Origin of the sequence: Psychroserpens mesophilus (genome assembly GCF_050617655.1) — a bacterium.
Classification (GTDB): Bacteria; Bacteroidota; Bacteroidia; order Flavobacteriales; family Flavobacteriaceae; genus Psychroserpens; species Psychroserpens mesophilus_A.
This window is the reverse complement of record NZ_JBODQC010000004.1, coordinates 307377-319524: the sequence shown is the minus strand read 5'-3', so window position 1 is coordinate 319524 and position 12148 is coordinate 307377. Positions and strand designations below refer to the sequence as shown.

Genomic DNA, 12148 nt, shown 5'->3' with positions numbered 1-12148 from the left:
ACTAAATTTAGAATATTTGACCTTTTAATTAACGAAAAATGAACCCAAAAAAGGTCAACCTATTTCAGTATAATACACTAAATTAAGCCATGGAACACTCCGATTTATTAAATACTCTTGCTCAAATAGCTTTAGGAACTTTAGGTTTTACAGGAGTTGTTGTTGCTTTAAAACATAGTTCTGATGACTGGGATAATTATGAAAAAATACGATTTCAAGCTTTAGTCACTACAACTTTGACGGCTTTAGTTGGCTCACTATTACCACAGATAATTGGTATTGCCACTCAAGATAATTCTTTAATTTGGAGATTAGCGAACTTGGGTATTGGATTAATGCATCTGGCAAACTTTACCTCAATTATTCATACAGCTATTAAATATAAAATTAAACCTGAATTTAGAGGATTAAAAGATATATTGGACATAATATTAGGTCCAGCTCTGATAATATTACATTTTGTAGCAGCATTAGACTATATTACATGGCTAAAACTATTACTCGTAATTGGTGTTTTACAACAGTTATATATTGGAATCGGTAATTTTCTGGTATTCATTAGTTGGAAAAAAAATTAACAGAAACCGTTTACATCCTAAAAACAACATGAATAAACAGCTTGCTTAGTTGGTAAGTACTACACAAAATCCTATCAGATTTTTCTATTGTTCGCTTTCTTTTATTAGCTTAGTTCTTACCAACGACACGATACACAACTCGTTACAACCAATACTTAAACAGAAACTGAATGCAAAAATCGATATTTAAAATCACCAAAATGGACTGTCCTTCAGAAGAAACTCTAATCCGAATGAAATTAGATGGAATTTCAAGTATTGTGAATTTAGAATTTGATATTCCAAACCGAAAGCTAACAATCTTTCATATCGGAGACATTCAACAAATAGAAAAATCTATCGTCGAATTAAAACTTGGTGGAAAGAAACTAGCTACTGAACAAACCAATCAAATAAACTTCAAAGAAACTAAAAATCAGAAAACAATACTTTGGTCTGTACTTTTAATTAATTTTACATTCTTCATTATCGAAATGACTACAGGTCTGGTTTCAAAATCAATGGGACTTGTTGCTGATAGTTTAGATATGCTTGCAGATAGCTTTGTTTACGGAATTAGTCTTTTTGCTGTTGGCGGAACGTTAATCAGAAAAAAACGAATTGCAAATCTTGCCGGATACTTTCAAATAATACTCGCAGTAATTGGATTTGCAGAAGTTCTGAGACGATTTTTTGGGTCAGAACAGATACCAGACTTTTCAACAATGATTATTGTTTCTGTTTTTGCTCTTATTGCTAACGGAATATGTCTTTATATTTTACAAAAATCAAAAAGTAAAGAAGAAGCACATATGAAAGCAAGTATGATATTTACTTCAAATGATGTTATTATTAATCTTGGAGTAATAATTGCTGGGATCTTGGTAAACTTGTTCAGTTCAAACAAACCTGATTTAATTATTGGAACTATAGTTTTTGTTTTAGTAATACAAGGTGCATTTAGAATTTTAAAATTAGGAAAGTAAAATGTACAGTTTATAATACCTTGCGTAACTCAATCTCAGTTTTAACGTACTCGTAAAATCTCAGCGGTTTGTCCTATTGGTTCATTTTCTTTTTAGTAACTTAGTTCTAACAAATAGAAAAAACCGAGCTAAGTTAAAAATTACCTAGCGAAAGATTCTATTAAATCAATAGCATTTGGAATTGGAACTTTATCTAAAACATTAATGCTTACAAAGCATGGAAAAGCAAGTGGAATTTGTAGAAAATCGATAACTAATCACAAACAACTTAAACAATGAAACAAATTATTGTAACTATCATTTTAGCTGGAGTTTTAATTTCCTGTAATACTTCACCCAAAAACAAAAATACATCTGAAGAATCATCTGTAAAAGAAACAGTAACAGATAGCGTATTAAATAAGGTTAAGACTCAATTAGTCGCTATTAACTCCGACGAAGCTTTGATTGCAACAGCATTAATGGCTGCTCCTGAAGTAAGCAGAGATAAATGTAAAGTTATAGGCTATAATATGGCTGGTGAATTTGTAACTTTCAGAGAAGGAGAAAACGAATTCATTGTACTTACCGATAATCCTAAAAAACCTGGATTTAATGCAGCCTGCTACCACAAAGATCTTGAACCTTTTATGGCAAGAGGTCGGGAATTAAGAGCCGACGGAAAATCAGCAACTGAAATTTTTGATATTAGAGAAGAAGAAGCAAAATCAGGCCAGCTAGACATGGGAAAACCAGGATCAACACTACATATCTATTATGGATCAGAAGAACTTTACGATCCTGAAACATCTCAAGTAGAAGGCGCACAATACCGCTATGTCGTTTATTTACCATTTGCTACGTCTCAATCTACTGGTTTACCTGAAAAACCTGTAGGCTCAAATCATCCTTGGATTATGAATCCTGGAACCCACAGAGCTCACATTATGATTTCACCTTTAGCAGATGATAATGAATAATAAAAGTCATTAACAAAATACGTAATCCGTAAACTCTTTCAATGGGTGACATGATATTTACTCTAAGGTTTAATTTATCTTATTAACTTGATTTTTGTAAAGACTACTAATCTTCATCAGATAAATTTTGAGAAACAAAATATTAATCGTAATATTGCAATATACAAATTAAACAATATGGGATTAGCTAAAACTGAAATATTTTCTGATGTGCAAAACGAAATTGCCCTATTTGCAAAAGTTTTCGGGCATCCAGCCAGAGTAGCAATTTTACAACATTTATTTAAAATTAATAGCTGTGTTTGTGGTGATTTGGTTAATGAAATCGGTTTGGCGCAACCCACAATTTCACAACATCTCAAAGAATTGAAATATCTTGGCTTAATCAAAGGAAATGTTGAAGGTACAAGTGTTTGCTATTGCATCGACACTGAAAACTGGACTAAAATGAAAAACATTATGAATCAATTTTTAGATCAAGACATCTCCAAAACAGATTGCTGCTAAAAAAAAATTTAAATCATTTAATCGTATAATCGCAATAAATAAATATAAAATGAAACTATCAGAAATTAAAAGTAAACTGAATCAACTGGAAACAATTTCATTTCAGTTGCCAAACGGAGAGTTAGTTCCAAATCACTTTCATGTTACAGAAGTTGGAAAAATAACAAAACACTTTATTGATTGTGGAGGAACGGTTCGCAATGAAGAAGTTGTAAATTTTCAACTTTGGAATGCTAACGATTATGACCACAGGTTACATCCCGAAAAATTAGTAAGCATAATAGAACTTTCAGAAAAAGTTTTAGGGATAGAAGATTTAGAGATTGAAGTGGAATATCAAGGTGATACGATTGGTAAATTCGGACTTGATTTTAATGGAACAACTTTTCTTTTAACAACAAAGCAAACAGATTGTTTGGCAAAAGATAACTGCGGAATACCTGTTGAAAAACCGAAAGTAAAATTATCAGAATTAAATAATGAGCCTTGCTGTTCTCCAGAAGGAAATTGTTGCTAAAACATTAAGATAATGACAACCAGACAATCAACCCTGTTTTCAGAAATAGAAGAATTCATTCAAAAATTAAACCTACAAACTATTTCTGATGAACGCAAATCAGTCATACAACCTCTAATTGATTTCATTCAGACTAAAACCTCATCTAATGAACAGATTAGAATCAATTTTATCTGTACTCACAATTCGAGAAGAAGTCATTTGTCTCAAGTCTGGGCACAAACTATGGCGCACTACTTCAGTATTAAAAATGTACATTGTTATTCTGGAGGAACTGAAGCAACAGCCCTTTTTCCCATGGTTGCCGAAACGTTACAACATTCAGGGTTTCAAGTAAATAAAATTTCAAAAAATAACAATCCGATTTACAGTATTAAATATGCTGACAATGAGCATCCTGTTATTGGGTTTTCAAAAAAGTTGGATGATGATTTTAATCCAAAATCTGAATTTGCTGCAATTATGACCTGTGATTCAGCAAATGAAGCATGTCCATTTGTATCAGGTGCAGAAAAACGTATTCCTATAACTTTTGAAGACCCAAAAGCATATGACAATACACCACAACAGGCTGAAAAATATAACGAAAGAAGTTTGCAAATTGCAACTGAATTATGTTATGTTTTCTCTCAAATAAACTCTTAAAAAATGGCAACAAAAAAATTAAGTTTTCTCGACAGAAATTTAACCTTGTGGATATTTGTCGCTATGGCTATTGGTGTTGGATTTGGATATTTTATACCAACATTTCCTACTATTATCAATACATTTAATAGTGGCACAACCAACATTCCAATTGCGATTGGATTAATATTAATGATGTATCCACCTTTGGCAAAGGTTAATTATGCACTTCTGCCAAAAGTTTTCAGAAACACAAAAATCTTGTCTATTTCCCTCATTCTGAACTGGATTATTGGTCCTGTTTTAATGTTCGTTTTAGCAATTACATTTTTGCGAGATTATCCCGAATATATGGTCGGATTAATTTTAATTGGCTTAGCGCGTTGTATTGCAATGGTTTTAGTTTGGAACGACCTTGCTGAAGGTAGTAGCGAATATGGAGCAGGTTTAGTTGCCTTAAATAGCATTTTTCAAGTGTTTGCATACAGTTTTTATGCCTGGATATTTATAACTGTTCTTCCTCCCTATTTTGGATTTGAAGGTGCTATTGTCGATATCTCAATAGGAACTATTGCTGAAAGTGTAGCCATTTATCTTGGCATTCCGTTTGTCATGGGGATTTTAAGTCGACTTATTTTAGTAAAACTTAAAGGTGAAGAATGGTATACCAAAAAATTCATTCCAGCCATTTCACCAATGACACTCATAGCGCTTTTATTTACCATTATAATAATGTTCTCATTAAAAGGTGAATTGATAGTACAAATTCCTATGGATGTTATCATTATTGCTGTTCCATTACTTATTTATTTTAGCTTAATGTTCATTATTGGATTTTTCTTTACGAAAGCTATGGGAGCTGAATACGACAAAACAGCTGCTGTCGCTTTTACTGCAGCAGGAAATAATTTTGAATTAGCTATTGCTGTTGCTATTGCTGTTTTCGGATTAAATTCCGGACAAGCATTTGCAGGTGTAATCGGTCCATTAGTAGAAGTTCCTGCGCTGATTCTATTAGTTCGCGTTTCGTTTTGGTTACGGAAAAAATATTTCGGGAATACCACACATTAAGAATTATAAAATCAAAAACTTAGAACTGAGCAAAAATTCAATTGTTTTAATTAATTTCGTTCCCACAGATTTAAATCACAATCCATTTTGAAAACAATTATAAACACACCAAAAGCGCCTGCTCCAATTGGACCATATAATCAGGCCGTTTTAACAGGAAACACTTTATATACTTCAGGTCAAATAGCTTTGAATGTAAATACAGGAGCGCTTATTATGCATTCTATCGAAGCGGAAACCAAACAGGTTATGGACAACCTAAAGGCAGTTTTAGAAGCTGCCGGAATGAACTTCGAAAATGTGATTAAAACCTCTATTTTTATTAGTGACATGCACAACTTTTCTAAAATAAATGATGTGTATGCCACCTATTTTGATGCCGATTCTGCTCCTGCACGTGAAACTGTTGAAGTAGCAAATCTTCCTAAATTTGTTAATGTTGAAATTAGCATGATTGCTGTTAAGTAATTCAACCCTATTTTGTCAAAACGTTTAAAACTCTCAAAAAAAGAACTTAAAGAATTTCTGGATGTAAAAGTCGAACAGTATAATCATCCACATTTTATAGAAAGTGATCCCATACAAATACCTCATCAATTTTCTAAGAAGGGAGATATTGAAATTGCTGGGTTTTTAACGGCTACTATTGCTTGGGGAAATCGTAAAAGCATCATCAATAACGCTTATAAAATGATGGAATTATTAGACCAAACTCCATACGATTTTGTAATCCATCATCAGGAATCAGATTTAGACAATTTAACCAACTTTGTGCATCGCACTTTCAATGGTTTGGATTTTATTCAGTTTATCAAAAGTTTAAAGCACATATACAAAAATCACAACGGGTTAGAATCTGTATTTTCTGTTAATGCTAAAGAACACTCTCTTCAATTTGCTATACATCAATTTAAAACACACTTTTTTGAAATTAGTCATTTGCCAAGAACCCAAAAACACGTGAGTGATCCTTTAAAAAATTCAGCAGCAAAACGCATTAATATGTACTTACGTTGGATGGTTCGTCAGGATCAGAATGGCGTCGATTTTGGCATCTGGAAAAGCATCAGTCCTTCACTGCTATCTTGTCCGCTAGATGTACATTCAGGTAATGTCGCCCGAAAATTAGGCTTACTCAAACGCAAGCAAAATGATGGTAAAGCTTTAAGCGAATTAGATCATGCACTACGACAACTAGATCCTATTGATCCCGTAAAATATGATTTTGCCCTATTTGGTCTGGGTGCTTTTGAAGGCTTTTAAATACAATTACTACTCCGATTTAGTTTTGTCATCTGTTATATTTGTACCAGACTTAGAATTTAACCATGCCTTACGAACATTAACTTGGTCTGCTGTAGCGTTCTTATCTTCTATGATATCCGTTTTGGTGGTATAAGCTGGAGTAAATTTTGTATTGATACTAACTGCTTTACCATTTCTATCTAAAACGACATTGATATCATCTCCTACTTTTGCGTTATACAGCTGGATTAAAATTGCTCTGGCATTGGCTAAAGTAACGTCTTGACCATTTACAGATGTAACAACATCATTTTCAAGAACACCTTGTTCTGCCCAAAAACTATTATCGCTTACATTTGATGCAAAAAACAAAGTTCCTTTGTCTTGATCTGCAGCAAAAATAGAGCCTTTAGCAGATTGGATAAAGCCAGTTTCCACCTTTGTTTCTTCAAAAGTTAAACCTACTTTATCTAAAAACACACTGTAATCTACAGGTGTCTTACCTGTAACATGTGTGTTTAAAAATTCACCTATAGAAGGATAAGTCATATCTACAATTTCATCAATAAGAGCGTCATCTTCAAACGGTTTTTCTACTCCATACGTATTTGATAATTCTTTCATTAGACTAAGCATGCTTCTGTTTCCATTGCTTTCTTCACGCATGAGAATATCAATACACATACCCAATAACGCACCTTTTTCATATACGTTTCCGTAATTAGTTTTAAAAGGTTCTTCTAAAACATTTTCACTCATTTCAGTAAAACTCATTGCATCATCATAGTATATTGTAGATCTCAAAATTTGAGAGTTAATTTCTTTGTAATAGTCCTCTTTACTGATTAAACCTTCATACACTTGAAAATGCTGTGCAAAATACTCAGTAACACCTTCATACATCCATAGATGCTTAGAAAATGTTGGCTGATTGTAATCAAAATAATGTACATCTTCAGAATGTACGGTAAGTGGTGTTACAATATGAAAAAACTCATGAGCAATAACGTCTATGACAGATTGTGACAAACGCTCTGGAGTACTGGTTTCTGATAATACAGCAACAGTTGATGTGTGATGTTCTAAAGCACCTAATCCTTTTGGCTGACCTTCACTTCTATCTGTTAGATATAAATAAATATCATAACGCGATGTCGTATTAATATCACCTAAATAAGCCATTTGAGCTTCCATCATTTTAAACACAGTTTCTTTTAATGTCGATGCTTTGTGCTTTTTATTTGGAGAATATACACTTAAAACAATCTTGATGTCACCTACCATAAATTCTTCTACATCTAATTTACCATACATCATTGGGTTATCTGTAATATCAAAGTAACGAGGTGCAAAATAGCTTGTCGTAATCTTAGTACCATCTGGACTGGACTTCAGGTTGGTGTTTTGCAATGCAGAAGTCCGTTTAAAGTTTGCAGGAGCTGTAACAGCTAAAGTATATTGCGCATTTTTTAGTGAATCAAAATAACCAATAAATCCATGTAAATTCAATACATAATTTTCTGAAGAAATATTTGTTCCTCCAGGAGAAAAAGGAACCTCTTCTCCAATTCCTCCAGCAACTTCCAATTCAAAAGTATCGTTAACATAGTATTCTAATTTATCGAGACGTGTGGCATTAACAATTTGCCATGTATTATCATCTAATTTACTTACCGAAAGGGTGTTTCCATTGTAATCTAGAGCTTTTAAATCATCAATATATTTTCCGAAATCATTAACGGCATAACTTCCTTGAATAATTCTTGGTAATCTATAGATTACTGTATCTTGAGTAAATCGTCCTGGATTTATAACAACAGGAGCTTTATCATCTACAACTTGAGTTAAATCAATTGCAGTTACTATAGGATTTGCAGTTGCTAAATCATTAGTATTGGTATTTGAAGAACTACAAGCAAAAAGCAAAAGACTTACAACTGTGATTGATAGAATATGTTTCATAACTATTTTTAATTTTTCTTTTTTTTTAGACGCACAAAACTACAATAGGTTACACTTAATTTAGCAAAGTTTTTGTTAAAATAGATGTTGTATTTTAGCCGTATGCCTAAACCATTGATTAGTATACTTACACCTTTTAAAAACACATCTGAGTTTTTACCAGAATGTTTAAAGTCTGTTATTAAACAAACTTATGAGCGTTGGGAATTAATAATTATTGACGATCATTCATCAGACAACAGCTATTCTGTTGTGGAAGAATTCATTAAACATGATAATCGTATTAAATTATTTAAGAATTCAGGCTCTGGCATCATTGATGCTTTGCGTTTAGCTCTTAAAAAAAGTTCAGGAATTTACATCACAAGAATGGATAGCGATGATATTATGCATCCTGAAAAATTAACCATTATGATGAATGATTTACAAAAGCATGGAAGAAAACACATCGCTTTGGGCTTGGTAAAATACTTTAGTGAATCGGGAATTGGTGATGGTTATGCGAAATACGAATCCTGGTTAAACAACCTGACTTCTAAAGGTAAAAACTACTCTGAAATATACAAAGAATGTGTCATCCCTTCGCCTTGCTGGATGATACATCGTGAAGATTTATTAATTTGTGGTGCTTTCAATCCTGATCGCTATCCCGAAGACTACGATTTAACGTTTCGTTTCTATGAAAACAATATGAAATGTATTCCAAGCAACCACCTTTTACATTACTGGAGAGATTATAGTACTAGAGCATCACGAACAGATAGTAATTATGCCGAAAATTATTTTCTGGATATCAAATTACATTATTTTCTAAAACTTAATTATAGTATTTCAAGATCGCTTACGCTTTGGGGAGCAGGAAAGAAAGGTAAAATCATAGCTAAACTCTTGCAAAAAGAAGGTATTGATTTTATATGGATTTGTGATAATCCCAAAAAAATAGGAAAACATATTTATGGAATAGAGTTATTTCATTATAAACACTTAAAAGCACTTCAAAAGCCGCAAAGCATTGTTACTGTAGCAAATGCAAAGGAACAAGAGGCGATTAAGTTCTATTTTACATCTATACATATGGAAGTTATGAAAGATTACTTCTTATTTTGTTAATTAAAAGTAACACTTACTTAATATAAAATCATAGAATTATTATTTAATTTGCTACACATTTTAAAGCTATGAAATCAAACATCTTTACATTTTTTATTCTATCTTTTTTTTTGTTTACAAATCAAGCTGATGCATTTAATCTAATAAATACTTCTGCGTTAATTAGTGTCAAAAACTATTGTCCGGCACCTATCATATCATCTTACTCACCTGTTGCTGGTCCGGAAAACACATTAATTACTATTCAGGGAAGTAATTTTGACACAACCTCATCTGTAGCTTTTAACGGAATAGAGGCTTCATTTACCATTATTAGCGCTAACGAAATCTCTGCATTTGTGCCTTCCGGAGTCACAGATAGCTCAATGATCTCTATCACAAGTTCTGGTGGCTGTATTGGAAATGCTGCAACGAACTTTACTCTCATCACATCAGAATGTGTTACAGGAGAGGTCTATATCTCTGAAATTTTTGATTCAGAAACAGGTAGTTATGGCATTATAGAACTTTATAATCCTACAAATTCTACAATTGCTTTAGATGACATCTACACCATTGAAAGATATGGAGATATAGGAAATGCAGATCCAAGTATTTCTATTCCTTTAGTAAACTCTATTGCGGCACAACAAACTTACATTATTCAAATGGGAAGTACAGGAACCGATTGTGGTGTTGCGACAGATTTAGAAACTGCCACTGGATTTAATGAAAATGATGAGTTTAAACTTCTTAAAAACGATATTGTAATAGATCTTGTTCATGCTCCTGATGAGAAAGGGTACAGCATCATAAGAAATGCTGATGCCAGTGCTCCAAGTAGCACTTTCAATGCTTTAGATTGGTTGATTGACAGTTTTGAAGTGTGTACTGACCTAGGAATGCACACTGCTGATCCTACATCTTCTGAAACACCAGAAATTACACATCCTACAAACCAAAATATGTGTGCGAACGACCCAACAGCATTTACAGTTTCAGTAGAAAGCGGAATTTTTTCCTATCAATGGAAAACACTTGATGCTTCAGGTAATTGGGTTAACGTGTCTAACGATGCTAACTATTCCGGAGCAACAACCAATACATTAAGTATTACTGATGTGCCAATCAATTTTGACGGAAATCAATACTATTGTGAAATGACCTCTGCAAATTGTAACCTAGCTAGTAATGCCGCTCAATTAAATGTCACAACCTCAGAAGTTGATGAATTAACAGACCAAAATGTTTGTGGTAGTTATATCTTACCTAATTTAACTAACGGTTTTTATTTTACAGACACTAACGGAACAGGAACCGCTTTAAATGCTGGTGATCAAATCACTACATCACAAATTATTTACATCTTTAATAGTGTTGGAACCTGCACTAATGAGACCAGTTTTACAGTTACCATTACAGAAACACCTGAGGTAGATACTCTAGAAAACCAAGCCGTGTGTACTGAATACACTCTGCCAACATTAACTAATGGTAATTATTTTACAGCAGCTGGTGGTACAGGAACAGTTTTGAATGCTGGTGATCTTGTCACTACCACTCAAACAATCTATATTTATAATGAAGTGAATACATCTTCGTTGAGTTGTTCTAGCCAATCTAGTTTTACAGTTACTGTTAACGGAACTCCTGTTGTAGATACACTAAGCAACCAAATAGCGTGTGCTGAATATACATTACCGACCTTGACGAATGGTAATTATTTCACTGAAACTAATGGCACAGGAACACCATTAAATGCTGGTGATACTATTACTACCTCTCAAATTATTTATATTTATATAGAAATTGGGACAGCTCCAGATTTGTGCTCTAATGAGAGTAGTTTTAATATCACTATCAATCAAATTCCTGAAGTTGATACAATTTCAGATCAAAGTGTTTGTTCAGAATATACGCTTCCTACATTAACTAACGGTAACTATTTTACAGCTACAGACGGAAACGGAACAACACTAAACGCTGGAGATATGATTACAACCTCACAAACAATTTATATTTATAACGAAACAGGAAACACTGGAAATAGTTGTTCTAACGAATCAAGTTTCGATGTCATAATTTATCCTGCTGTAGATTTCACACTCACAGATAGCAATATCGCAATTGATGAAGACGCAATAACAGTTACAATGACAGATAACACAATACTTTATGAATACGCTATTGATAATGAAGCCTTTCAGTCTGATGTTACATTTACAAATCTTTCTAATGGAGAACATATATTATATGTTAGCGATATTAACGGTTGCGTTATAAAGTCTATACTATTTGACATCTCAGTAGATTATGGAGAATTAGTTATTCCTAAAGGGTTTTCACCAAACAATGATGGTAAAAACGACTGGTTCAATATTCAAGGTTTATATGATAATTACCAAAATCATAAATTAAAAATCTATAACCGTTATGGATCATTAATTTTTGAAGGAAACAACAATAATAAATGGTATGGTATCGCAAATAAAGGACTAATGAATACCAATAGTGTGCTTCCCGTTGGAACCTATTTTTATGTATTGAATCTTAATGATTCTAATGCTACTCAAAACGAATATATTGGTTGGGTATATCTGAACAAATAAAAATAGAACTAATTAAATATTA

Annotated in this window: 12 protein-coding genes; 11 read left to right on the top strand and 1 reads right to left on the bottom strand. The window is 32.7% G+C overall.

What is annotated here, in order from left to right; translation table 11 throughout:
- The first annotated feature begins 89 nt into the window (after positions 1 to 89).
- The 9 genes from ACRHNM_RS10165 (at position 90) to ACRHNM_RS10125 (ending at position 6484) form a co-directional block, all read left to right on the top strand.
- Positions 90 to 578 (top strand): hypothetical protein, encoded by a 489-nt coding sequence (locus ACRHNM_RS10165; protein ID WP_431136210.1) that lies wholly within the window; start codon positions 90 to 92, stop codon positions 576 to 578.
- 170 nt (positions 579 to 748) lie between these two features.
- Positions 749 to 1543: a cation transporter gene (locus tag ACRHNM_RS10160; protein WP_431136208.1), complete on the top strand. Its 795-nt coding sequence runs from the start codon at positions 749 to 751 to the stop codon at positions 1541 to 1543.
- Positions 1544 to 1818: 275 nt separating this feature from the next.
- On the top strand, positions 1819 to 2502 hold the full coding sequence (locus tag ACRHNM_RS10155; protein WP_431136206.1) for a hypothetical protein: 684 nt from the start codon (positions 1819 to 1821) through the stop codon (positions 2500 to 2502).
- 177 nt (positions 2503 to 2679) lie between these two features.
- Positions 2680 to 3009 carry an ArsR/SmtB family transcription factor gene (locus ACRHNM_RS10150; RefSeq protein WP_431136204.1) on the top strand — a complete coding sequence of 110 codons (330 nt, stop codon included), beginning with the start codon at positions 2680 to 2682 and terminating at the stop codon, positions 3007 to 3009.
- Positions 3010 to 3058: 49 nt separating this feature from the next.
- Positions 3059 to 3526 (top strand): DUF6428 family protein, encoded by a 468-nt coding sequence (locus tag ACRHNM_RS10145; protein WP_431136202.1) that lies wholly within the window; start codon positions 3059 to 3061, stop codon positions 3524 to 3526.
- A 12-nt stretch (positions 3527 to 3538) separates the two neighbouring features.
- Positions 3539 to 4171 carry a low molecular weight phosphatase family protein gene (locus ACRHNM_RS10140; RefSeq protein ID WP_431136200.1) on the top strand — a complete coding sequence of 211 codons (633 nt, stop codon included), beginning with the start codon at positions 3539 to 3541 and terminating at the stop codon, positions 4169 to 4171.
- Between the two features lie 3 nt (positions 4172 to 4174).
- Positions 4175 to 5221 carry an ACR3 family arsenite efflux transporter gene (arsB, locus tag ACRHNM_RS10135; RefSeq protein ID WP_431136198.1) on the top strand — a complete coding sequence of 349 codons (1047 nt, stop codon included), beginning with the start codon at positions 4175 to 4177 and terminating at the stop codon, positions 5219 to 5221.
- A gap of 87 nt (positions 5222 to 5308) precedes the next feature.
- Complete coding sequence (locus tag ACRHNM_RS10130; protein ID WP_431136195.1) at positions 5309 to 5689, top strand: Rid family detoxifying hydrolase; 381 nt, start codon at positions 5309 to 5311, stop codon at positions 5687 to 5689.
- Positions 5690 to 5701: 12 nt separating this feature from the next.
- Complete coding sequence (locus ACRHNM_RS10125; protein WP_431136193.1) at positions 5702 to 6484, top strand: TIGR02757 family protein; 783 nt, start codon at positions 5702 to 5704, stop codon at positions 6482 to 6484.
- Between the two features lie 9 nt (positions 6485 to 6493).
- Here the strand turns inward: ACRHNM_RS10125 and ACRHNM_RS10120 are convergent, their stop codons facing one another.
- Positions 6494 to 8428, bottom strand: a complete 1935-nt coding sequence (locus ACRHNM_RS10120; protein ID WP_431136190.1) for a peptidase M61 — start codon at positions 8426 to 8428, stop codon at positions 6494 to 6496.
- Between the two features lie 102 nt (positions 8429 to 8530).
- Here ACRHNM_RS10120 and ACRHNM_RS10115 point away from each other — a divergent pair, with 102 nt between their 5' ends.
- Both ACRHNM_RS10115 and ACRHNM_RS10110 read left to right on the top strand, forming a co-directional pair.
- Positions 8531 to 9538, top strand: coding sequence for a glycosyltransferase family 2 protein (locus ACRHNM_RS10115; protein WP_431136188.1), 1008 nt, complete (start codon positions 8531 to 8533; stop codon positions 9536 to 9538).
- 68 nt (positions 9539 to 9606) lie between these two features.
- Positions 9607 to 12126 (top strand): gliding motility-associated C-terminal domain-containing protein, encoded by a 2520-nt coding sequence (locus tag ACRHNM_RS10110; RefSeq protein ID WP_431136186.1) that lies wholly within the window; start codon positions 9607 to 9609, stop codon positions 12124 to 12126.
- Positions 12127 to 12148 lie beyond the last annotated feature (22 nt).

Excerpts from the sequence above, each read along its gene's own strand:
- ACRHNM_RS10165 (WP_431136210.1), top strand. The coding sequence starts at position 90 with ATGGAACACTCCGATTTATTAAATACTCTTGCTCAAATAGCTTTAGGA.
- ACRHNM_RS10160 (WP_431136208.1), top strand. The coding sequence starts at position 749 with ATGCAAAAATCGATATTTAAAATCACCAAAATGGACTGTCCTTCAGAA.
- ACRHNM_RS10155 (WP_431136206.1), top strand. The coding sequence starts at position 1,819 with ATGAAACAAATTATTGTAACTATCATTTTAGCTGGAGTTTTAATTTCC.
- ACRHNM_RS10150 (WP_431136204.1), top strand. The coding sequence starts at position 2,680 with ATGGGATTAGCTAAAACTGAAATATTTTCTGATGTGCAAAACGAAATT.
- ACRHNM_RS10145 (WP_431136202.1), top strand. The coding sequence starts at position 3,059 with ATGAAACTATCAGAAATTAAAAGTAAACTGAATCAACTGGAAACAATT.
- ACRHNM_RS10140 (WP_431136200.1), top strand. The coding sequence starts at position 3,539 with ATGACAACCAGACAATCAACCCTGTTTTCAGAAATAGAAGAATTCATT.
- arsB (WP_431136198.1), top strand. The coding sequence starts at position 4,175 with ATGGCAACAAAAAAATTAAGTTTTCTCGACAGAAATTTAACCTTGTGG.
- ACRHNM_RS10120 (WP_431136190.1), bottom strand. The coding sequence starts at position 8,428 with ATGAAACATATTCTATCAATCACAGTTGTAAGTCTTTTGCTTTTTGCT.
- ACRHNM_RS10115 (WP_431136188.1), top strand. The coding sequence starts at position 8,531 with ATGCCTAAACCATTGATTAGTATACTTACACCTTTTAAAAACACATCT.
- ACRHNM_RS10110 (WP_431136186.1), top strand. The coding sequence starts at position 9,607 with ATGAAATCAAACATCTTTACATTTTTTATTCTATCTTTTTTTTTGTTT.